15 protein-coding genes and 1 pseudogene are annotated in these 23,395 nt (G+C 60.1%); 5 read left to right on the plus strand and 11 right to left on the minus strand.

Going from position 1 to position 23,395, the window contains the following annotated elements:
• Both ACA068_RS18945 and ACA068_RS18950 read right to left on the minus strand, forming a co-directional pair.
• Positions 1-1,092, minus strand: a complete 1,092-nt coding sequence (locus ACA068_RS18945; protein ID WP_497303922.1) for an ABC transporter ATP-binding protein — start codon at positions 1,090-1,092, stop codon at positions 1-3.
• Positions 1,092-2,186 carry an ABC transporter ATP-binding protein gene (locus ACA068_RS18950; protein WP_497294767.1) on the minus strand — a complete coding sequence of 365 codons (1,095 nt, stop codon included), beginning with the start codon at positions 2,184-2,186 and terminating at the stop codon, positions 1,092-1,094. Before ACA068_RS18950 ends, ACA068_RS18945 begins: the two co-directional genes overlap by 1 nt.
• A gap of 374 nt (positions 2,187-2,560) precedes the next feature.
• On the opposite strand from ACA068_RS18950, the gene ACA068_RS18955 reads away from it, so the two are divergent.
• Positions 2,561-4,393 (plus strand): sigma-54-dependent Fis family transcriptional regulator, encoded by a 1,833-nt coding sequence (locus tag ACA068_RS18955; protein WP_497303923.1) that lies wholly within the window; start codon positions 2,561-2,563, stop codon positions 4,391-4,393.
• Between the two features lie 217 nt (positions 4,394-4,610).
• Here ACA068_RS18955 and cysS read toward each other — a convergent pair whose 3' ends face one another.
• The gene (cysS, locus tag ACA068_RS18960; protein ID WP_497303925.1) at positions 4,611-5,993 is read right to left on the minus strand and encodes a cysteine--tRNA ligase; all 1,383 of its coding nucleotides are present in this window, start codon (positions 5,991-5,993) and stop codon (positions 4,611-4,613) included.
• Positions 5,994-6,010: 17 nt separating this feature from the next.
• A complete protein-coding gene (locus ACA068_RS18965) occupies positions 6,011-7,708 on the minus strand; it encodes a glutamine--tRNA ligase/YqeY domain fusion protein (protein ID WP_497303927.1) in 1,698 nt (565 codons plus the stop codon).
• Positions 7,709-7,968: 260 nt separating this feature from the next.
• On the opposite strand from ACA068_RS18965, the gene ACA068_RS18970 reads away from it, so the two are divergent.
• Both ACA068_RS18970 and lpxH read left to right on the plus strand, forming a co-directional pair.
• A complete protein-coding gene (locus ACA068_RS18970) occupies positions 7,969-8,475 on the plus strand; it encodes a peptidylprolyl isomerase (RefSeq protein WP_497303929.1) in 507 nt (168 codons plus the stop codon).
• A complete protein-coding gene (gene lpxH / locus ACA068_RS18975) occupies positions 8,472-9,224 on the plus strand; it encodes a UDP-2,3-diacylglucosamine diphosphatase (RefSeq protein ID WP_497303931.1) in 753 nt (250 codons plus the stop codon). The genes ACA068_RS18970 and lpxH overlap by 4 nt, the downstream gene beginning before the upstream one ends.
• A 126-nt stretch (positions 9,225-9,350) precedes the next feature.
• On the opposite strand, the gene ACA068_RS18980 is transcribed toward lpxH, so the two are convergent.
• The 7 genes and pseudogenes from ACA068_RS18980 to ACA068_RS19010 form a co-directional block, all read right to left on the minus strand.
• The gene (locus ACA068_RS18980; RefSeq protein ID WP_497303933.1) at positions 9,351-10,880 is read right to left on the minus strand and encodes a DHA2 family efflux MFS transporter permease subunit; all 1,530 of its coding nucleotides are present in this window, start codon (positions 10,878-10,880) and stop codon (positions 9,351-9,353) included.
• Positions 10,881-11,085: 205 nt separating this feature from the next.
• On the minus strand, positions 11,086-12,288 hold the full coding sequence (locus tag ACA068_RS18985; protein WP_497303934.1) for an HlyD family secretion protein: 1,203 nt from the start codon (positions 12,286-12,288) through the stop codon (positions 11,086-11,088).
• Positions 12,289-12,303: 15 nt separating this feature from the next.
• A pseudogene (locus ACA068_RS18990) lies at positions 12,304-13,772 on the minus strand (efflux transporter outer membrane subunit).
• On the minus strand, positions 13,769-14,242 hold the full coding sequence (locus ACA068_RS18995; RefSeq protein WP_497303936.1) for a MarR family winged helix-turn-helix transcriptional regulator: 474 nt from the start codon (positions 14,240-14,242) through the stop codon (positions 13,769-13,771). Before ACA068_RS18995 ends, ACA068_RS18990 begins: the two are co-directional and overlap by 4 nt.
• 257 nt (positions 14,243-14,499) lie before the next feature.
• The gene (locus ACA068_RS19000; RefSeq protein WP_497303938.1) at positions 14,500-18,168 is read right to left on the minus strand and encodes a translocation/assembly module TamB domain-containing protein; all 3,669 of its coding nucleotides are present in this window, start codon (positions 18,166-18,168) and stop codon (positions 14,500-14,502) included.
• Positions 18,165-19,892, minus strand: a complete 1,728-nt coding sequence (locus ACA068_RS19005; protein WP_497303939.1) for an autotransporter assembly complex protein TamA — start codon at positions 19,890-19,892, stop codon at positions 18,165-18,167. The genes ACA068_RS19000 and ACA068_RS19005 overlap by 4 nt, the downstream gene beginning before the upstream one ends.
• A 65-nt stretch (positions 19,893-19,957) precedes the next feature.
• Positions 19,958-20,608 (minus strand): GNAT family N-acetyltransferase, encoded by a 651-nt coding sequence (locus ACA068_RS19010; RefSeq protein ID WP_027925074.1) that lies wholly within the window; start codon positions 20,606-20,608, stop codon positions 19,958-19,960.
• A gap of 331 nt (positions 20,609-20,939) precedes the next feature.
• Between ACA068_RS19010 and xthA the strand changes: the two genes are divergently transcribed.
• Complete coding sequence (gene xthA, locus ACA068_RS19015; RefSeq protein WP_497303941.1) at positions 20,940-21,752, plus strand: exodeoxyribonuclease III; 813 nt, start codon at positions 20,940-20,942, stop codon at positions 21,750-21,752.
• 207 nt (positions 21,753-21,959) lie between these two features.
• Positions 21,960-23,300: a substrate-binding domain-containing protein gene (locus tag ACA068_RS19020; RefSeq protein ID WP_497303942.1), complete on the plus strand. Its 1,341-nt coding sequence runs from the start codon at positions 21,960-21,962 to the stop codon at positions 23,298-23,300.
• The last annotated feature ends 95 nt before the right edge of the window (positions 23,301-23,395 follow it).

Genomic DNA, 23,395 nt, shown 5'->3' on the forward strand with positions numbered 1-23,395 from the left:
CTATACCTCCAGCAGGTAGTCGTCGGCATAGACCATCAACCACTGGCCCGGGAAGCTGATGTACGCGGTGCCCTCAGGCACCGGTTTGTCTTCGGTCAGGCGCACTTTCAGCGGCGTACCGTCGAGGTTCAGGGTCATGATCTTGTAGGTACCGAGGTCTTCGACGTGTACGACTTGTGCCTGCATCGCCTCATCAAACGGCTCGTCCCACACATGCACGAACTCCGGACGGATGCCGACTTTCAGAGTCTTCCACTCGGACTCGGCGATGCGTTGTTGTTGCGCCTCTGACAGCGGCAGATGCGTCGAAGCGAACCCCACACCACCGGGTTGCGGCGTGACCTCGATCAGGTTCATACCCGGACTGCCGATGAAATAGCCGACAAAAGTGTGGCTCGGCCGCTCGAACAATTCGCGCGGGGTGCCAAATTGCACGATCTGGCCGCCATACATCACCGCGATCTTGTCGGCGAAGGTCGAGGCTTCAAGCTGATCGTGGGTGACGTAGACCATGGTGATGTTGAACTGCTCGTGGATCTGCTTGAGCTTGCGCCGCAGCTTCCACTTCAAGTGCGGGTCGATCACCGTCAGCGGCTCGTCGAACAGAATCGCCGAGACGTCGTCGCGCACCAGTCCACGGCCCATGGAGACTTTCTGTTTTTCGTCGGCGGTGAGGTTGCGCGCCTTTTTGCTCAGCAGCGCCTGGAGGTCGAGGACTTCGGCAATTTCCTGCACCTTGCTGTGAATTTTCGCCTCGGCCATGCCCTGATTGCGCAGGGGGAAGGCCAGGTTGTCGAACACCGTCATGGTGTCGTAGACCACCGGAAACTGGAAAACCTGGGCGATGTTGCGCTTCTCCGGGGTCAGGTCGTTGACCACTTTGCTGTCGAACAGGACCTGACCTTGAGATGGGCTGAGCAACCCGGAAATGATGTTGAGCAACGTCGACTTGCCGCAGCCCGAAGGCCCGAGCAAGGCGTAAGCACCGCCCTGCTCCCAGACGTGGTCCATCTCGCGGATCGCATAATCCTCGGGACCGGTGGGCGTGCTGGTGTAGCTGTGCGCGAGGTGCTGCAATCGGATTTCGGCCATCAGGCAACCCTCGCGATGCGGCGTCCGGGCGCCTGGACCAGCCGCCCCTGCGCATCGAACACAAACAGTTTATGAGTCGGGATATAGATGCGGATTGGCGCATCGACGTCGTATTCGTGGACGCCGGGCAAGTGCAGCACCAGCAGGAAATGCTCGTTGCGCACGTGCAGGAAGGTTTCCGAACCGCTGATCTCGGCCACCTCGACGGTCACCGCGAGTTCGAGGTCATCGTCATTGCTCGGCACCAGTGAGATATGGCTCGGGCGCACGCCGAAGCGGAACTCACCCTCGCCGACCGGGCGCAAATCCACGTTCAACGGAAAGTGCACGAAATTGGCGAAGCTCACTTCGTTGCCGGCAATACGACCCGGCATCAGGTTGATCGGCGGCTCGGAAAACAGCTCCGCCGCCAGTACCGTTTGCGGTTGGTGATAGACCTCGGAGGATTTGCCGCTCTGGATCACCCGGCCTTCGTGAAGAATGGTGGTGGTGCCGCCCAGGGCCAGCGCTTCGTTGGGTTCGGTGGTGGCGTAAATGGCGATGGTGTGTCGGGCCTTGAACAGCTCGCGCATTTCCTGGCGCAGTTCTTCGCGCAACTTGTAGTCGAGGTTTACCAGCGGCTCGTCGAACAGGATCAACTCGGCATCCTTGACCAACGCGCGGGCCATCGCGGTGCGCTGTTGCTGGCCGCCGGAGAGCTCCAGTGGATAGCGCTGGAGGAATTTCTCGATGCGCAGCATCTTGGCGGTTTCAAGTACTTTGCTCTGGATCAGCTCGTTGGAGACGCCACCTTGGCGCAACGGCGAGGCGATGTTCTCGAACACCGTCATGGTCGGGTAATTGATGAACTGCTGATAGACCATCGACACGTTGCGCAAACGCACCGGGCGCTGCGTGACGTCGACACCGTTCATCAGGATGCGGCCGCTGTCGGGCTTGTCCAGGCCCGCCATCAAGCGCATGAGACTGGTTTTGCCGGACAGCGTGCGCCCGAGCAAAACGTTGAACGATCCGGGTTCAAAACTAAGGCACGCATCGTCGATCCAGGTCTGGCCCTCGACGGTGCGGCTGACGTGCTCCAGGGTTAATGACATGGCTCGGCCTTTTTTATTTTTGGAGTCAAGCGACCCAGGCTGTAGAGCGAGTTTCATGCCAGAAATTGCAAGCTGTTGATCTGCTTTGAAAATATTTGAAGCGATGGCAAAACCACGTTCGTTGCTGAACAGAAATGAACAACCACGACTGAACAATTGAACAATCCAGCCGTTGACAATGAACAATAGTGAACAACACTCTACGGACTGTTCACGGTCCCTGTAGGAGCCGGCTTGCTGGCGATGGCGATTACGATGACGCCATCGCCAGCAAGCCGGCTCCTACAAAGTCGTGGTGTGCCAGAACCATCACGTGAGAGATTCACGTGATGTGCAAAACCATAAAAATAATAAATGCTCAGAGATCGACTGCCATGGCCGTACCCGCCTCGCCGCTCTCCCACGACACCATCATCCAGGACTCTTGGTCCCGTTGCCGTGCGTTCGGTCTCGATCATCAAAGCGCACCGGCGTTCGATCAGTTGCCTGCCGATGGCATCGCCCAGTTGCTGGAGAGCCAGCATTCACTGGTGCAAACCACCCATCAGGAAGTCCTGCCGTATTACGAAAACATCCTGAGCAATTCCAACTGCCTGATCATGCTCGCCGACAATCAGGGCCAGGTGCTGACGTCCTGGGGCACCCAACGCTTCATCGAGCCGAGCCTGACCCGCGGTTTCAGCGCCGGCGCCAGCTGGGTGGAGCGTTGCAGCGGCACCAATGCGATCGGCACCGCGCTGGCTTGCGAGCAAGCGGTGCACATCGAGCACGATGAACATTTCCTCAAGGCCAACCGCTTCATGACCGGTTCCGCCGCACCGATTTTCGATGCCGAGCGCAAGGTGATCGCGGTGCTGGACGTCTCCAGCGACAGCTACCTACCGCCGTCCCATACCCTCGGCATGGTCAAGATGATGAGCCAGACCGTGGAAAACCGGCTGATCCTCAACCTCTTTCACGGGCAGCATTTTCAACTGACGTTCAACACCGGCCTGAACAACCTCGACAGCCAATGGGCCGGCTTGCTGATCTTCGATGAAACCGGCCAGGTGCTGTCGGCTAACCGCCGGGCCGACAATCTGCTGGGCATCAGCCTGTCGCGGGTCAGTGTCGAGAGCCTGTTCAAGGTGTCGTTGCTGGAACTGCTGAACCAGCCCGATGGCTTGCCCTTCGCCCTGCAAGCCTCCGGGCGCAACCGTTTTCAATGCCTGTTGAAACGGCCGAAACAGGTGCCGATTCAAGCTAGAGTCTTCGCGGAACCGGCTGTTGCCGCGCCCGCTGCGATCAGCCTCAATACCCTGCATTTCGGCGACAGTCGCGTGGAAAAAGCCGTGCGCCAGGCCGAGCGGTTGCTGGAAAAAGACATTCCGCTGTTGATCCACGGTGAAACCGGGGTCGGCAAGGAAGTCTTCGTCAAAGCCTTGCATCAGGCGAGCTCCCGGAGCAAACAGCCATTCATCGCCGTCAACTGTGCAGCGATCCCCGCCGAACTGGTGGAGTCCGAGCTGTTTGGCTACGAGAAAGGCGCGTTCACCGGCGCCAATCAGAAAGGCAGTATCGGACTGATCCGCAAGGCCGACAAAGGCACCCTGTTCCTCGATGAAATCGGTGACATGCCGTTGCCGACTCAGGCTCGGTTGTTGAGGGTGTTGCAGGAACGTTGCGTGCAGCCGGTGGGCAGTAGCGAGTTGTTCCCGGTGGACATCCGCATCATCTCGGCGACCAACCGCTCGTTGCGTGAGCAGGTGCAGTTGGGGCGGTTTCGCGAAGACCTTTATTACCGCATCGGCGGTTTGACCCTGGAATTGCCGCCGCTGCGGGAGCGCAGTGACAAACAGGCACTGTTCAAGCGCTTGTGGGAACAGCATCGCGAGCCGTCGCAGTGGGCTGGGTTGAGCCGTGAGGTGATGGAGTTGTTCGGCCGGCATCCGTGGCCGGGGAATTTAAGGCAGGTCAGCAGCGTGATGCAGGTGGCGCTGGCCATGGCCGAGGAACAACCGGTGCGGCCGGAGCATTTGCCGGATGATTTTTTTGTCGATCTGGAGTTGGAGCCGGTGGATTCGCCGGAGCCGCTGGCGGTGGATATGAATGATGCTGAGGATTTGAACCGGTTGTTGCAGGCGGCTGGGGGGAATATTTCGCACTTGGCCCGCAGGCTCGGGGTTAGCCGCAATACTCTTTATAAGCGATTGCGCCAGGCTGAGTGATGAGTAAACCGCAGCAACGGTGTTTGACTTGAGACCATTCGCGGGCAAGCCTCGCTCCTACAGGTATCGCGTCGTTCTCCAATAATGTGAACGACATAACCCTTGTAGGAGCGAGGCTTGCCCGCGAAGGCGCCAGCCGGGACGCCGCAGCACTCTCGCCAAACACAAAAAACAAAAACCCGCACAAGGCGGGTTTTGTTTGTAGCAAACACAGCAATCAGTCAGCCAGACGCCAGGTCGTGCCGCCCTTCCCATCTTCCAGCACCACGCCCATGGCGGTGAGCTGGTCGCGGATACGGTCGGACTCAGCCCAGTCTTTCCCGGCTCGGGCCGCCAAACGCGCAGCAATCAATGCATCAACTTCAGCCGCATCAACCCGTCCTTCAGCGCCAGCCTGCAAGAAGTCATCGGCCTCAAGCTGCAACACGCCCAGCACGCTGGCCAGTTCCTTCAAACGCGCCGCCAGACCCGCCGCTGCATCGAGATCGCTCTCGCGCAAACGGTTGATCTCGCGCACCATCTCGAACAGCACCGCACAGGCTTCCGGCGTGCCGAAGTCGTCGTTCATCACCTGGGTGAAGCGCTCGACAAAGGCTTCGCCGCCAGCCGGCGCCACGCTCGGCAGGCCTTTCAACGCATGGTAGAAACGCTCGAGTGCGCCTTTGGCGTCCTTGAGGTTGTCTTCCGAGTAGTTGATCGCGCTGCGGTAATGGCTCGACACCAGCAGGTAACGCACGACTTCCGGGTGGTACTTTTCCAGCACGTCGCGAATGGTGAAGAAGTTGTTCAAAGACTTGGACATCTTCTCGCCATTGATGCGAATCATGCCGCAATGCATCCACGCATTGGCGTAGGTCTTGCCGGTAGCCGCTTCGCTCTGGGCGATTTCGTTTTCGTGGTGCGGGAACTCTAGGTCGCTGCCGCCGCCATGAATGTCAAAGGTCTCGCCCAGGCAGCAGGTCGACATCACCGAGCACTCAATGTGCCAGCCCGGACGACCGTCGCCCCACGGCGATGGCCAGCTCGGCTCACCCGGCTTGGCGCCTTTCCACAATACGAAGTCCAGCGGGTCCTGTTTCGACTCGTCGACTTCGATCCGCGCGCCGATGCGCAGGTCTTCGATTTTCTTGCGCGACAGCTTGCCGTAGCCCATGAACTTGGCGACGCGGTAGTACACGTCGCCATTGCCCGGGGCGTAGGCGTAACCCTTGTCGATCAGGGTCTGGATCATCGCGTGCATGCCGGGGATATGCCCGGTGGCGCGCGGTTCCATGTCCGGCTTCTTGATGTTCAAGCGCGCTTCATCTTCGTGCATCGCCGCGATCATGCGCTCGGTCAAGGCTTCGAACGACTCGCCGTTCTCCTTGGCCCGATTGATGATCTTGTCGTCAATGTCGGTGATGTTGCGCACGTAAGTCAGGTCGTAACCGCTGAATCGCAACCAGCGGGTCACCAGGTCGAATGCGACCATGCTGCGGCCATGGCCCAGGTGGCAGTAGTCGTACACGGTCATCCCGCAGACATACATGCGCACATTATTGCCATCCAGCGGCTTGAAAACTTCTTTGCTCTTGGTGAGCGTGTTGTAGATCGAAAGCACGTTAGAGGTTCCTTGAATCACTGGCCCCACGAATCACGCAAGGTCACGGTACGGTTGAATACCGGAGCGCCCGGCTTCGAGTCCTTGATATCCGCGCAGAAGTAACCTTCGCGCTCGAACTGGAAACGGTCTTCCGGCTGTGCATTGCCCAGCGAGGGTTCAGCACGACAACCGGTGAGGACTTGCAGCGAGTCAGGGTTGATGTTGTCCAGGAAACTGGCGCTGTCTTCGGCCTTCTCAGGGTTCGCAGAGCGGAACAGGCGATCGTACAGACGCACTTCACACTCGACGCTGGCAGCCGCTGGCACCCAGTGCACCACGCCTTTGACCTTGCGGCCTTCAGGGTTCTTGCCCAGGGTTTCCGGGTCGTAGGAGCAGCGCAGTTCGACGATGTTGCCATCGGCGTCCTTGATCGCTTCATCGGCACGGATCACGTAGCTGCCGCGCAGACGCACTTCGCCGGCCGGTTCCAGGCGTTTGTAGCCTTTCGGCGGCTCTTCCATGAAGTCTTCACGGTCGATGTAGATTTCACGGGCGAACGGCAGAACGCGCATGCCCATGTCTTCTTTCGGGTGGCATGGCAGTTCGAGGTTTTCGACCTGGCCTTCCGGGTAGTTGGTGATCACGACTTTCAGCGGACGCAACACGCACATGGCACGTGGGGCGCTGTGGTCGAGGTCGTCGCGGATGCTGAATTCGAGCATGCCGAAGTCCACCACGCCGTCGGAACGGTTGGTGCCGACCATGTCGCAGAAGTTACGGATCGATTTCGGCGTGTAGCCACGGCGGCGGAAGCCCGATAGCGTGGACATGCGCGGATCGTCCCAGCCGAACACGTGCTTTTCATCGACCAGTTGCTTGAGTTTGCGCTTGCTGGTGATGGTGTAGTTCAGGTTCAGGCGGCTGAACTCGTACTGACGCGGGTTCGCCGGCACCGGCAGGTTCTCCAGGAACCACTCGTACAGCGGCCGATGGCTTTCGAACTCCAGGGTGCAGATCGAGTGGGTGATGCCTTCGATGGCGTCCGACTGACCGTGGGTGAAGTCGTAGTTCGGGTAGATGCACCACTTGTCACCGGTTTGGTGGTGATGCGCGTGACGGATGCGGTACATGATCGGGTCGCGCAGGTTCATGTTCGGCGAGGCCATGTCGATCTTGGCCCGCAGCACGCGTGCGCCGTCCGGGAATTCGCCGGCACGCATGCGGGCGAACCAGTCGAGGTTTTCCTCCACGGAGCGATCACGGAACGGGCTGTTCTTGCCCGGCTCGGTCAGGGTGCCGCGGTATTCCTTGGCCTGCTCCGGGCTCAGGTCATCGACGTAGGCCTTGCCGGCCTTGATCAGCTCGACGGCCCAGTCGTGCAACTGGTCGAAATACTGCGAGGCGTAGCGCACTTCGCCGGACCATTCAAAGCCCAGCCATTTGACGTCGCTTTCGATCGCGTCGATGTATTCCTGGTCTTCCTTGGTCGGGTTGGTGTCGTCGAAACGCAGGTGCGTGACGCCGCCAAATTCCTGGGCCAGGCCAAAGTTCACGCAAATCGACTTGGCGTGACCGATGTGCAGGTAGCCGTTGGGCTCAGGCGGGAAACGGGTGACGATCTGCGTGTGCTTACCCGAGTCCAGGTCCGCCTGGATGATCGGGCGCAGGAAATTGACCGGCACAGCAGGGCCGGTCTTGGAATTCGAGGTAGGGTCGACAGTGGGCTTGCTCATAGGATCCTTGAACGTACAAGTGCGCGGCCAGTTGGCCAAATCAAAGCGGCGGTTAAAACAAAGGGGCTTATCATAGCCGATGCCGTCAAGTCGCTGACAGAGCAGGCCCGAAAACGGCTGCATTTAATCGGATGCAAATGAAAAACAGCCTCGAAATTCGCGCCCGGCACGCTAAACTGCGCACCTTGGCCGACATTGGCCGGACCGGTTGAGGGCTTCAACGCCCCGAAACCCACGAATTCCCAGAAAGAGTACCGATCATGACCCAAGTCAAACTGACAACAAACCATGGCGACATCGTCCTGGAACTGAACGCTGAAAAGGCACCGCTGACCGTTGCCAACTTCATCGAGTACGTCAAAGCCGGTCACTACGAAAACACTGTTTTCCACCGCGTCATCGGTAACTTCATGATCCAGGGCGGCGGTTTCGAGCCAGGCATGAAAGAAAAGAAAGACAAGCGCCCAAGCATCCAGAACGAAGCCGACAACGGCCTGCCGAACGACAAGTACACCGTCGCCATGGCCCGCACCATGGAACCGCATTCGGCTTCCGCCCAGTTCTTCATCAATGTGGCTGACAACAGTTTCCTGAACCACAGCGCCAAGACCACTCAGGGCTGGGGCTACGCGGTGTTCGCCAAAGTCGTTGAAGGCACCGACGTTGTCGACAAGATCAAAGGTGTTTCCACCACCATGAAATCCGGCCACCAAGACGTACCAGCAGACGACGTGATCATCGAGAAAGCCGAGATCATCGAAGCGTGATACTGCTGATTTCAGACTTGCATCTGGAAGAGGAGCGCCCGGACATTACCCGGGCGTTTCTGGATTTGCTCGCCGGACGCGCCCGCTCGGCGAGTGCGCTGTACATCCTGGGCGACTTTTTCGAGGCGTGGATTGGCGACGATGCCATGACGCCGTTCCAGCGTTCCATCTGCCAGGCCCTGCGCGAACTCAGCGACAGCGGCACGGCCATTTTTCTGATGCACGGCAATCGCGACTTCATGCTCGGCCAGGCCTTCTGCAAACAGGCCGGTTGCACGTTATTGAAGGACCCGAGTGTCGTGCAATTCAACGGCGAGCCGGTGCTATTGATGCACGGCGACAGCCTCTGCACCCGCGACGAGGCTTATATGAAGCTGCGTCGCTACCTGCGCAACCCGATCACCCTGTTCATCCTGCGGCACCTGCCGTTGCGCGCACGGCATAAACTGGCGCGCAAGCTGCGCAGCGAAAGCCGGACGCAGACGCGGATGAAGGCCAACGACATTGTCGATGTCACGCCGGAAGAAGTGCCGCGGATCATGCAGGAGTACGGCGTGACGACCTTGATCCATGGGCACACCCATCGCCCGGCCATTCACAAGTTGCAGATTGGCGAGCAAGCGGCCAAGCGCATTGTGCTGGGGGATTGGGACCGTCAGGGCTGGGCGTTGCAGGTGGATGAGCAAGGGTTTGCCCTCGCCCCCTTCAACTTCGCACCGCCGCCACAACTGGCAGCCCCCACGCTCTAACTGCCAAACACAAATCCCACTGTAGGAGTGAGCCTGCTCGCGATAGCGGTGTATCAGTCAACAAAGTTGTTGAATGTGATACCGCTATCGCGAGCAGGCTCACTCCTACAGTTTGACCGCGTTGGGTTAATGGCCGGAGGCCGCAGGCCCCGCCTTCGCCGCGAACGGCGGTTTCGCCAGCCACACAATCACGATTAAGCCCATGAACGCCCACCCCAGCAACGTGAAGTAATCCACGGTGGAGAGCATGTAGGCCTGACTGGTCAGCACATGATCCAGCTGCGCATACGCCGGATTGCTCGGCCCGCCCAGCGCATTCAGCGCCTCGCGGGTCGCGGGCTCATAAGTGCTGATGCTTTCGCTCATATAGGCGTGATGCTGATCCGCCCGACGAATCCAGATCCACGTGGTCAGCGACGCCGCAAAACTGCCGCCCAAGGTCCGCAGAAACGTCGCCAGGCCCGCGCCGTCGGCGATCTGGCTCGGTGGCAGGTCCGACATCAGAATGCTCAAGGTCGGCATGAAGAACAACGCCACGCCAATGCCCATGAACAATTGCACCAGGGCGATATGCTGGAAGTCCACTTCGTTGGTGAACCCGGCGCGCATGAAGCAGCTCAGGCCAATCGCCAGGAACGCCAGGCCAGCCAGCAGCCGCAGGTCGAACTTGTGCGCGTATTTGCCGACAAACGGCGACATCAGCACCGGCAGAATCCCGATGGGCGCCACCGCCAGACCCGCCCACGTGGCGGTATAGCCCATCTGGGTTTGCAGCCATTGCGGCAGGATCAGGTTGATGCCGAAGAACCCAGCGTAACCCAACACCAACACAATGGTGCCGATGCGAAAATTGCGGTAAGCGAACAGCCGCAGGTTGACCACTGGGTGCTTATCAGTCATTTCCCAGATCACGAACACCGCCAGCGCAATCACTGAAATCGCCGCACCAATGAGGATGAAGTTGGACTCAAACCAATCAAGGTCATTGCCCTTGTCGAGGATCACCTGCAACGCACCGACACCAATGATCAGCGTGATCAACCCCACGTAATCCATCGGCTGGCGGCTGGTTTCCACCGGACGCGCCTTCAATTGCTGGCGCACCACCATCACCGCGAAGATCCCGATCGGCACGTTGATAAAGAAAATCCACGGCCAGCTGTAACTGTCGGTAATCCAGCCACCGAGGATCGGGCCGGCAATCGGTGCCACCACTGTGACCATCGCCAGCAACGCCAGGGCCATGCCGCGCCTGGCGGGTGGGTAGACCGCGATCAGCAGCGTCTGGGTCATTGGGTACAACGGCCCCGCCACCAGGCCTTGCAACACCCGGAAGCCAATCAGCTCGGGCATCGAGGTCGAGATACCGCAGAGAAACGAGGCCACGACAAAGAGAATGGTCGCCCAGAGAAACAGCTTCACCTCACCAAACCGGCGGCTGAGCCAACCGGTCAGCGGCAGCGCAATCGCATTGCTCACCGCAAACGAAGTGATCACCCAGGTGCCCTGCTCCGAGCTCACGCCCAGGTTGCCGGAAATCGTCGGCAGCGCCACGTTGGCGATGGTGGTGTCGAGCACTTGCATGAAGGTCGCCAGCGACAGGCCGATGGTGCTGAGCAGCAGGCTGGGCGGCGTGAAAGACGCGTTATTGCTCATCGTGAATCCCTTGAAGCCTGATTGGCGCGGCGCCTGTTACAGACGCAGCTGACCTTGTGTACGAGCCTTGTGGTGAGGGAGCTTTTGTGGCGAGGGAGCTTGCTCCCGCTCGGCTGCGAAGCAGTCGTAAAGCTTTTGGGGTCGCTTCGCGACCCAGCGGGAGCAAGCTCCCTCGCCACAAAGGCTCGCTCCCACAGGGTCGGTGTCAGCGCTGGACGGTTTTGCTGACCGCCGCGCTGTTGTCGTGGATCAACTGAGTGATCATCGCGTCGGCCTCGGCCAACTGACGGTCGTAGACGTTGGTGCTGAACGAAGCCTTTTGCGGCGGCTGTTGCGCCAGCACTGGGCCGCTCTGGTCGTGCAGGTTCACATCGACCTGAGTCGACAGGCCGACCCGCAATGGATGTTTCGCAAGCTCTTCGGCGTTGATGTGAATCCGCACGGGTACCCGTTGCACGATCTTGATCCAGTTACCGGTGGCGTTCTGCGCCGGCAACAGGGCAAATGCGCTGCCGGTGCCGGCGCCAAGGCTGTCGATGGTGCCGCTGAATTTCACGTCGCTGCCGTAAAGGTCGGCTTCGATATCGACGGGCTGACCGATGCGCATGTCACGCAGCTGGGTTTCCTTGAAGTTGGCATCGATCCACAGCTGATCCAGCGGAATAACCGCCATCAACGCGGTGCCCGGCTGGACGCGCTGGCCCAGCTGCACGGAACGTTTGGCGACATACCCGGTGACCGGCGCGATCAAGGTGCTGCGGGAGTTGTTCAAGTAAGCCTGACGCAATTGCGCGGCCGCGGACATCACGTCCGGGTGCGACGAAACCACGGTGTCATCCACCAAAGCACTGGTGGTTTTCAGTTGCTGCTTGGCGTTGGCCAAGGCGTTTTGCGCCGAGGTCAGGTCATCGCGAGCGTGGGACAGTTCTTCCTGGGAAATCGCACCGCCAGCGGCAAGGTTTTTTCGGCGATTGAAGTTGTCCTGGGTCTTCTGTACTTCGGCCTGCTGGGCGTTGACCTGGGCTTTCATGCCGTCGACGTTGCTGTACAAGCCGCGCACCTGACGCACGGTGCGGGCCAGATTGGCCTGGGCACTTTGCAGACCGACTTGGGCGTCATTCGGGTCGAAGTTGACCAGCACCTGGCCCTCATGGACCAGGTCGCCATCGTCGGCGCCAATACTGACCACCGTGCCGGTGACCAGCGGGGTGATTTCCACCACGTTGCCGTTAACATAGGCGTCGTCGGTGCTTTCATTCCAGCGCCCGTAGAATTCGTGATAGCCCCAGACACCGACACCGGCGAGGATCACCACGATCGCGAGCACCACCAGCATGATTTTGCGTTTGCGCGGGTTGCTGGTGTCTGGAGTGTTATCAGGGGTTTGTGTGTTTTCTGCAGTGGCCATGACCAATACCTTGAATTAATTGTGCTGCGTGGCAGGGATTGCGTTGGCCGCGGCCAGGGTCTCGCCCTGGAAGCCGCCGCCCAGCGCCTGCATCAGTTGGATCGACAGGTCGATCTGCTCGGCATTCAGGTTGGCCAACTGACGCTGGGCCTGAAGCAATTGCTGCTCGATGCTGAGTACGTCCAGGTAATTGCCGATGCCGGAACCGTACCGCTGGACCACGGTGTTGTAAGAATCCTGGGCAATGTCGGTGGCGTGTTGCTGCGCCCCGATCTGCCGGCCGATATCGCGCAACTGGTTGATGGTGTCGCTGACATCTCCCAGGGCTTTCACCAGGCTTTTGTTGTACTGCGCCACCGCGAGGTCGTAATCGGCGTCGCGGGAATCGAGGTCGGCACGCAGGCGGCCACCGTCGAAAATCGGCACAGAGATCGTCGGCGCAACGTTGAAGAAACGGCTTGCCGAACCAAACATCGCATCACCCAGCAACGACTCGGCACCGGCCGCGGCGCTCAGGTTGAGGTTGGGGTAGAACTGGGTCTTGCCGGCAGCGATGTTCTTGCTCGCGGCCTCGACTCGCCAGCGTGCGGCCACCAGGTCTGGACGACGACCGAGCAGCTCGGCCGGCAACACCGATGGCAACGCCACGGCGCTGGCTTGCAGGATCTTCGGCCGGGCGATTTCATTGCCCCGATCCGGGCCTTTGCCGAGCAGCACCGCCAAGGCGATTTTCGCGCTTTGCAGGCGTTTTTCGGCGTCGATCAGGCTGGCTTCGGAACTGGCTTCCAGGCTTTCGGTTTGCTGGAACTGGTATTGGCTGTCGATCCCCGAGCTCAGGCGGCGCCGGCTCAGGTCGAGCATTTGCTGGGTGCGCTTGAGGTCTTCATTGGCCAGGTCATAGACGATGTGCGCCTGACCCAGGTCGCTGTAGGCGCGGGCGACGTCGGCGGACAAGGTCAGTTGCGCGGCTTGTTGATCGACTTCGGCAGCACGGGCCTGACCCAGTGCGGCTTCCCAGGCATCACGCTGACCGCCCCAGAGGTCGAAGTTGTAATTGAAACTGGCACTGATGTTGCGCACGGTGGAGTAAGTATCACCCTGCCCGCTTGGGTCCTGATCCCGGGCCAGACGCGAACGGCTGACACCGGCGCTGGCTCGAGGGTCGGCATGCGCGCGGCATCGGCGGCATACGCGGCGGCGCTGGCCTGGTGGGCGCGAGCGTCGGCAATCTGCATGTCGGGGCTGTCGTGCAGGGCTTCGCGGATCAAGCCGTCGAGTTGCGGGTCGCCGAGGCTTTTCCACCAGTCACTTTTCGGCCAGGCCGCGGGCGACAGCGTCACACCGCTGAGGGATTGCCCGGCCTTGAGGTTTTTCGCATCGAGGCTGACGCCTTCAGTGGTCAGGCCGCTGTAGCTGGCGCAACCCGCCAGGGTCACGGCCGCCAGCACCAGGCTCAGGCCGGCACGCAAGGTTTTACTGCTCATTGGTCACCTACCCGCTGCAGCGTGATCGAGTCACCGGCTGCTACCAGGATTTTCTTGAGGATCTGTTCCAGGGTTTTCAGTTCTTGCGGGGTGATCGCGCCGGCCAGTTCATTCATGGCGTCGGCGCCGATTTCCGGCAGGCGGTCAGTCAATTGCTGGCCTTGCTCTGTCAGCACTAGTTTCACCTGGCGGCGGTCCGCCTCGGAACGTTGGCGGGCGAGGAAACCTTTCTGTTCCAGACGATCGAGCATGCGGGTCATCGAACCGCTGTCCAACGACAGGTGTCGGCACAGCTCGGCCGGGGTATCGACGCCGAACTGGGCCATGATGATCAGCACTTTGAACTGCGCGGCGGTGATGCCGTGGGGTTCCATGTGCGTGTCGATGATCCGGTCCTTGAGCAGCGCAGCACGCCCGAGCAGGAGGCCGAGATGGCAAGTGTGGAATGCGTCCGGGGTGAAATGTTTCATCTGACCACCAATTAGCTGCCTAGGCAGTGAATGTATGACGAGATGTTACTGCCTAGACAGCGAATGTCAACGTAATAGTTAGGTTGCTTTCTATTTGGCTGATAAATGGCGCGGGAAAGTTGCTTCGGATCGGTGACCGCAGCGCGCCCATCGCGAGCAAGCCCGCTCCCACATTGGATTTGTGTACGCCGCAGATCAAATGTGGGAGCGGGCTTGCTCGCGAAGGGAGCGACTCGGTTTCGGAGGGAAACGCGAGCTTAGAAATCCCGCTTGTAGAAGATATCCAGCGAGCTGGCCACGCCGCCAGCGGCTTCGAGGTAAACCTTTTTGCTCAGCTTGTAGCGCAAGGCAATGGTGTTGGCCGGTTCGAACACGCCAACGCCATAGCGCAAGGTGAGTTTTTCCGAAAGGTTGCCGCTGGCCACGACGCTGGTGGTGTTGCCGCTGCCTTGGGTGTCGAGCTGGAAGTCCTGAATCCCCAGGTCATTGGCCAGTTTGCCGGTCATCCCCGCACTGCCCATCAGGCCCAACCCGAGCGCCGCCTGGGCCAGCATGTTGTTGTCTTCCCCGTTGCTGCTCAGCGGACGCCCGAGCACCAGATAGGACAAGGCCTGTTCCTGGCTCATCGCCGGCTCGGAGAAAATCTGCGTGGTCGGCTGCTCGGCGCTGCCGCTGAGGCGAATGCCGGCGATTACGTCGTCGGTCTGGCGAATGGCTTCGATGTCCAGATACGGCTGGTCAATCGGGCCAGCGAACAACAGCCGTGCACGACGCACCGTCAGCCGCTGGCCATAGGCTCGATAACGCCCATCGTTGAGCCAGAGCTCACCGCGGGTGTCCATGTTGTCGCCGATGTGCACATGACCTTGCAGGTTGGCGGTCAGGCCAAACCCGGCAAAACTGAGCTTGTCCTCACCCACCACCACGTCGATGTCCATCTTCATGGCTAGCGGCGGCTTACCCTCTTCGGTCTGTTGACCGACGATCACCGTGTCATCGGAAACCTTGACCGTCGACGGCGGCAACTCGCGAACGGTGATTTCGCCCTTGGGCACCCGCACTTTGCCGGCGATCGCCAGCTGGTCGTCCTTCATCGAGATCTTCAGGTCCGGCGCCACTTCCAGCTTGGCATAGGGTTCGACGGTGACTGGCAATTGCGTGCCTTTGAGCGTCAGGTCCACCACCAACGCCTGCCCCCAGGCGATGTGGCCGTTGAGACTGCCCTGCCCGCTCTTGCCGCTTTTCCAGCCGCCGTTCAATTGCACTGTTTCGCCGGCGATCTGTGCTTGAAGCTGCAAGCCCTGCAACTCCATCGGCAATTCAGGCCCGGACACTTCGCCGTCGCTGAGCAGCAGATTACCGTTCACCTGCGGCGTCAGCAGATCGCCGGACAGCGTGCCACTGCCGTTCAAACGGCCGGTGAGTTTCTCGACCATCGGCACAAACGGCCGCGCCACCGACAGGTCCAGTCCGCTGAGACGGAACGAACCGGTGAGCGGTTTGTTTTTCGGCAGCGGATTAATCTGCGCCTGCACCCTCAGTTCGCCAAGCTTGCCGCCGACGAAGTTGAGGTCAGTGTCGATGCGTTTGGGCGTGAGTTTGCTGGTGAGTTTCAGGGTCTGGTACGGGAAGTCCAGCCACTGATCCTTTTCCTTAATGCGCAATGTGCCGCCGCTGGCATCGACGCTGACCTGACCGTCCGGGCCACTGGCCGGCAGATCGAGTTGCAGGTCGGCATTAAGTTTGCCCTTCCAGGCGAAATCCTTCGGCAACCATTGCGCCAGGCTTTCAATCGGGAATTGTTTGAGGTGATAACGCAGCTTCGGCTCTGGCATCAGGCGCTGGTCTTCGCCACACAAACTGGCCTGACCGGACATCCAGCAATGCGCACCGAAGTTGATTTTGCCGTCCGCCAGCCGTTCAAGCTTCGCCGGACCTTGCAGCTTCCAGTCCTGGCCGCCGGCCTGGATATCGCCGCTGGCCAGGCGTCCGCGCCAGTTGCCCTTGTCCAGCGCGCCGTCGAAGCCGAGCGCCAGTTTCAGCTTCGGTCCTTGCAGGTCGAGGGCGAGTTTCTGGTTTTTGATATCGCCCTGGCCGCTGGCGGTCAGCGTGCCCAGTGACGTATCGCCAGCCTGGATGCCGCTGCCCTTGAGGTCGATTTTCGCCCGTTGCGCGCCATCGAGGGTCGCGTCCAGGTTCAGGCTTCGCAGGCGATTGTCTTCGAAGGCCAGTTGCGCGCCTTGCAGCCCGAGCTTGCCTTGCGGTGCCTTGAGCGTGCCGGCGACATCAATGCGACCGTTGAGTTGACCGCGCAGTTGCGGCCAGAGTTGGGCCAGACGTGGCAGCTTGATGTCGATCTGGCCGGCGAGTTTCTGTTGCAGGCTGCCCTTGCCGTTGATGCTGTTGTCACCGAGGCGGATTTGCAGCGCGTTGAGGTTCCATTGCTCACCGCCGCCATCGGCCTTGGCCTGGATCACCGCCGGTTGCCCGCGCAGTTTGCCTTTGAGGTCGAGGTCGGCGCTCAGGCTGAGCTTCTCATTCTTCATCTCGCCTTTACTGCGCAACGGCCCGGCCAGCGTCCCCGGCAACTCCGCGACCCAATACGCCGGGTTGATCGCCGACAGATCGAGCGCAGTGTCCCAGGCAATGCCATCGGCAAATTGCAGGTTCAGATGCCCCACGGCCTTGCCCTGCCCGGCTTCGAGTTGAATCTGTTGCAGATAGATTTTCGTCAGGTCGCCGCTGAACGGGCTTTCGAGGCTGAACGCACCTGCCGGGCCATCCAGTGCAGATTTGAAGTGACCGATGTATTTTCCGTCAGTGTAGGAGACTTCACCGTTGAAGCTGCGTAACGCCACTTCGGGTTCGTCGATCAGTGGATAAAGGCTGTGCCACGGAAAATCCAGCCAGTCGATTTTCGCATCGGCGCTCAGGCCTTTGCTCCAGTCGAGGTTGCCGGTGAGCTTGAGGTTTTGCTTGTCGTTGGCGGTCAGGTCGAGGGCGGCAATCTGCGCGCCGTTGGCGTCGACCTTGCCTTGCAGCAACAACGCGATCGGGCCTTTTTCCGCGGGCAGCGTGGCTTTGCCGAGCAACTGGTAACCGTTTTTCAGGTCGCCGTCGCCGGTGAGCTCCAGTTGATTGAGTTGCAAGGTGTCCGGTAGATCGGCAATGGGTTTGAAGCCGTCGGCTGTGATCCGTACTTTGGCCGGAAGATTGTCCACCAGCGGTTGCACTTCGCCGGTCAGTTGCCCGTTCAAGTAACCGCTGCTGTCGGCTTTCAGGTTCAGGGTTTTCAGCAGGTCGCCGTCCACCTTCAGCGCCAGGCGCCATGGCTCGGGGGCCGGTAGGGTTAACGTGCCTTCGGCCTTGAGCGGCCAGTTTCCGGTGGGTTGCAGCAGGCCGGACAGGTTCAAACTCAAATCGTCACGTTGCAACTTCACCGAGTCGATCTGCATGCCCTGTGCGGTCCAGTGTGCGGCCAGTTGCAGGCCTTTGAGTTCTTCGCTGCCGTTGAACAGCAAGCTGCCGACCTGGACGTCGCCCAGTTCAATCGCCAACGGTAACTTCAGATCAGGAAGCTCGATATCGCCGCTGCTGTCTTCATCGATACCCGGTGGAAATTGCAGGCTGACCTGATCGGCCTTCAATTGCTCGATGCACAAGGTCATGCGCGTCAGGCACAGCGGTGACCAGGCGAATATCGGTTTGCTCAGTTCAACCCGGCTGGTGTCTTGCTGCCACAGCAGACGATCGGCACTCCACTGCCCGCCCAATCGGCCCTGAAAATTCTCCACGGTCAAACCCGGCACAAAACCGAGTGCCCAACGGCTGCCCGTCGCCGTGCCCAGCACCGTGGTCACGGCCAGGAGGACCAGCATCAGCAGCGCCAGAAACGCCAGCAGCGTTATTTTCAAACCATGCTTCACAGCTCGGGCCCCATGGAAAAGTGCAGTCGAATGCCGCCGTCGTCGTCCATCGCATGGGCAAGGTCGAGGCGAATCGGCCCCACCGGGGAAACCCAGCGCACGCCGATACCCACGCCGGTCTTGAGGTTCGGCAGTTCAAGTGTATTGAAGGAGTTACCCTGGTCAACGAAGGTCGCGACCCGCCATTTTTCGGCGATGGAGTACTGATATTCGACGCTGCCGGCGATCATGTAGCGGCCACCGATGCGGTCGCCCTCGGAGTTCTCCGGGGACAGGCTTTGATAGTCGTAGCCGCGCACACTCTGATCGCCACCGGCGAAGAAACGTAACGACGGCGGTATGGATTTGTAGCCATTGGTGGCGCTGCCGCCGACCTGCACCCGACCGAGGAAGCGGTGTTTATCGAAGACCGTGGTCAAGCCTTTGACCAGCGCGGTGCCGTAGACCAGGTTGTTGTCCGAACCCAAACCTTCCTTGGCCACTTTGGTCTCGAATTCCAGGCGATAGCCGTTGTGCGGGTCGATGCGGTTGTCGCTTTTCAGGTAGGAATAACTGACGCCGGGCATTAGCAATGTGCTGAGTCCTGAGTCGTCGCCGAGCCGGTATTCCTCGCGCTGCCACTTGAGCGACACCACGCGCTGCCAACCGCTGGGCAACTTGCTGTGCCATTCGGGGCCGAGGGTCAGGAGTTTGCTGAGAGAGTCCTTGTCGGCGATTTCTTCGTTTTGATAACCGCCGGCGAAGCGCAATTTGTCGGTCAGCGGTGGGTCCAGAGGGATGTCGTAGAACACCCCGACGTTCTGCCGCGGCGCCGAGATTTCGGTCTCCCAGCCATAGCTGTGCCCCTGCGGGTTGACCCAGTGCCGGGTCCAGTTGGCCTTGATCCGGGGGCCGACATCGGTGGAATAACCCAGCCCCAGGCCCATGGTCCGTGGTTTGCGGGTTTCGAGCTTGACGTCGACCGGGATCACATCGTTCCTGGACGCCGTCGGTGCCGCATCCACCCGCACACTTTCAAAATAGCCGCTCGATTGCATCGCCTGATTGAGCTCGGCGATCAGCTCTGAGTCGTAGGGCGCGCCTTCCTTGAACGGCACCATACGCCGCAGCAGGTCTTCATCGAATGGCGTGTCGCCCTCGAAACTGACCTTGCCCAGTGAATAGCGCGGGCCGCTGTTATAGATGAGCTCGATGTCGGCCACGCCGGCACGCGGGTCTACCGACAATTTCTGGCTGGAGAAGTAACCACTGAAAAAACCATAGCGCGAGGCCTGATTCTGGATCAGCCGTTTGGCGTCTTCGTAATGCCCATGGTTCAGCACTGCGCCGGTTTTCAGCGCATTACTTTTGGGGACACGAAAGGATTTGAGGGCGGCGGCCGGGCCGTCGATGCGAATAGTGACGTTGCGCAAATGCACCGGCTCGCCGGGATCGATATTTAGCACCAGACGCGGTGTCTTGCCGACCTTCACGTCGCTGTCGATCTGCGGCTGGTAATAACCCAAGGCCTGGGCGGCCTTGCGCGCCTGTTCCTCGGCGCCACGACTGAAGCGCAGCAAGGCTTCTTCGTCACGATCGCCGAGGCTGCCGATATAGCCCTCTATATTGGCTTTCAGTTCATCGTTGGACGGTTTGATCCGCACATCCAATTCACTTTGCGCCAGTGCCGCGCAGCTGGTGAACAGCATCAGCACGCCACTGGTAATTCTTCCTGGAAACTTCATAGGCGCGGATGCTATCACGAGCTTGGGAGCGTGATAGAGCCTGGCGTGCGGTGAAAGTTCTACCTTTATGCCGTTGCTGTTTGTAACACCTGGGGATTGGCGTGGAAAAACACGTGTTCGCGAATCGGTCCGACGGCGACCTCGCCAATTTCCTCATAGCCCTGACGCTTATAAAACTCGAGGTAACGAGGATTCCCGGTGTCGAGGATCACGCCCTGGGAAGTTTCATCGACGGCACACCAGTTGTGCACCGCTTGCAGCAGTTGCTCACCGAAGTGTTTGCCTTGGAACTGCGGATGAATCCCCAGCAACGGCAGGACGTGCACCGAGTCGGAAGGTACACAGGCTGCCACAGCGGCGTGGTAATCGAGGTAGCGACGGGTGCAACGAAAACCGGTGCTGAGCACCATGCGCAAACGCCAGGCCCAACTTTCAGTGATGCCCAGTCGACGCTGAGGCGGGGCGATCAAGGCGATGCCGATCAGGCGGTCGTTGACCAGCAGGCCGATGGCCGGCAGATCCTGAAGAAAGTGTTGTTTGACCAGTTCGCGCACCGTCGCCCGCACACGATGTTCATAGCCGGGACGTTCGGCCTCGAACAGGTAGCCGAAGGTCGGTTCGTGCCGGTAAGCGTGGTACAGCAGGGAGCGCGCTTCGTGGGCGTAGCCGCTGTCGAGCATGTGGATATCGGCAATGGCGGTTGAGGTTTCGGGCATAACGGTAGATCTCCCCGGGGCGCCGCTCAAAATGGTGGCGCTCTTATTGGTACGAGCCTTTGGGTGGTAATACAGTTCCCCCACAGGTATAGACCAAGGCGGGATCTTCATCGACTGGACTGGCCTCTTCGCGGGCAAGCCACGCGCCCACAGGTTCTGTGGCGTACACAAATTTTGCGTTCGCTCGAGCCCCCTGTGGGAGCGTGGCTTGCCCGCGAAGAGGCCGGCATAGACAACCCATCTCTGACAGAACACGGTAACTCCCCAGCCTCAACACTGGCCCGATTCCTACAGGTCAGCTAGCATCGCCCTTTTGCCAGGACTGCCGACCATGAAGATCGTCTCCTTCAACATCAACGGGCTGCGCGCTCGCCCGCATCAGCTGGCGGCGCTGATCGACAAGCACCAGCCGGATGTGATCGGGCTGCAGGAAACCAAGGTTCACGACGACCAGTTCCCGCTGGCCGAGGTACAGGCGCTGGGTTATCACGTGTATTTCCACGGGCAGAAAGGCCATTACGGCGTCGCCCTGCTCTCGCGCAAAGAACCGATTGCCCTGCATAAAGGTTTCGCCACCGACGAAGAAGACGCCCAGCGGCGCTTCATCTGGGGTACGTTCGCCGACGCCAATGGCGTGCCGGTGACCATCATGAACGGCTATTTCCCACAGGGCGAAAGCCGCGATCACCCGACCAAGTTCCCGGCCAAGGAGCGTTTCTACGGCGACCTGCAGCAGTTGCTGGAAAGCCAGTTCAGCAATGAACAGCCGGTGGTGGTGATGGGCGACGTGAACATTTCCCCGGAAGACTGCGACATCGGTATCGGCCCGGACAACATGAAACGCTGGCTGAAAACCGGCAAATGCAGCTTCCTGCCGGAAGAGCGCGAGTGGATGGCCCGCCTGAAAAACTGGGGCTTGGTCGACAGTTTCCGTCACTTGAACCCGGACGTGGCCGACCGTTTCAGCTGGTTTGACTACCGCAGCCGCGGCTTCGAAGACGAACCCAAGCGTGGACTGCGGATCGACGTGATCATGGCGTCCCATGGCTTGTTGCCGCGCGTGAAGGATGCGGGAGTGGACTACGAACTGCGCGGGATGGAAAAACCATCGGATCATGCGCCGATCTGGCTTGAGTTGAGCTGATCCTCTCGACCTCGACACAAATAAACTGTGGGAGCGAGCCTGCTCACGATAGCGCACTTACATTCAATACACGTGTTGGCTGTTATGCCCTCATCGCGAGCAGGTCGGATCGCCGCACCGTCGCTCCCACATTTAGTAACTGTCATCTTTCGGACATCTTACTGACTTAATCTCCCGGCACTTCCTTTGGCCAAATAAGGTGCCGGCATGACGCTGCGCAGATTATTCCTGTTGATGCTGTGCGCCTTTTTGCCCTTCACGGCCTCGGCGGGCGATCTGCCGGTTCCCGGAAACGGCCCGGTCCTGCGCATCCAGGGTTCCAACACCATCGGCGCCGCACTGGGGCCGGCACTGGTCGAAGGACTGATGCGCGAACAGGGCCTGCTCAAGGTTCACAGCGAAATCCCCGATACAGCCAACGAACAACGCATCGTCGGCGAAACCGTTCAGGGACGCCGGGTGGTGGTGGAAGTCGCGGCCCATGGTTCCAGCACCGGTTTCAGCGCCTTGAAAACCGCCTCTGCCGACCTCGCCGCCTCCTCGCGCCCGATCAAGGACAGCGAACGGGCAGAGCTCAAAACCCTGGGTGACTTTAAAAGCCCCGGTGCCGAGCAGGTCATCGCCATCGATGGACTGGCGATCATCCTTCATCCGCAAAATCCGCTGAACCAACTCAACACAGAACAACTGGCGCGAATTTTCAGCGGTGAGGCAAAAACCTGGGAAGAACTCGGCGGCCGTGGTGGGACGATTCATCTCTATGCGCGAGATGACCAATCGGGCACCTACGACACCTTCAAGGAACTGGTCCTCAGTCGCCGTGGGAAAACACTCAATAGCACCGCGAAACGCTTCGAATCCAGCGAGCAATTGTCCGACGCCGTCAGCCAGGATCCGCAAGGCATCGGCTTTATAGGTTTGCCTTACGTGCGCCAGGCCAAAGCCGTGGCGATTGCCGATGGCCAATCCCAAGCCATGTTGCCGCTCAACAGCCTGATTGCCACTGAGGATTACCCGCTGTCCCGGCGGCTGTTCTTTTACCTGCCGCCCAACGGGAAAAATCCATGGGCGCAAGCGCTGGTGGCCTTCGCGCAAAGCAGCAAAGGCCAGGCGATTGTCGCAGACAACGGTTTTGTCGCGCAGACCGTGCAGGCCATGAGCGTCACGCCGAACGCCTTGATGCCCGAGGGTTATCAGGCGCTCAGCCGCCACGCCCAGCGGCTGTCGGTGAATTTCCGCTTTGAGGAAGGCAGCGCGACGCTGGACAACAAGGCCCGACAAGACTTGTCACGGGTGTTCGACTATATAAAGCAGCGCGGCAAAACCAATCGACAGGTGACGCTGGTGGGGTTTGGTGATGCCAAGAGCGATCCGGCGCGTGCCGATTTGTTATCGAAGCTGCGGGCGATGGCGGTGCGGCGGGAACTGGTGAAAAGCGGCGTGGTGTTTCGCGAGATTCGCGGCTTTGGCGCAGAGATGCCGGTGGCGGCGAATAGCGCGGATGAGGGGCGGATCAAGAATCGGCGGGTTGAGGTTTGGGTGTATTGAGTCAGATGTTGCGGTGTTGAATGGGTCGACGCCTTCGCGGGCAAGCCTCGCTCTTACAGAGAATAGTGATCCCTGTAGGAGTGAGGCCTGGCCGC

The organism is Pseudomonas sp. LBUM1660, assembly GCF_059695935.1.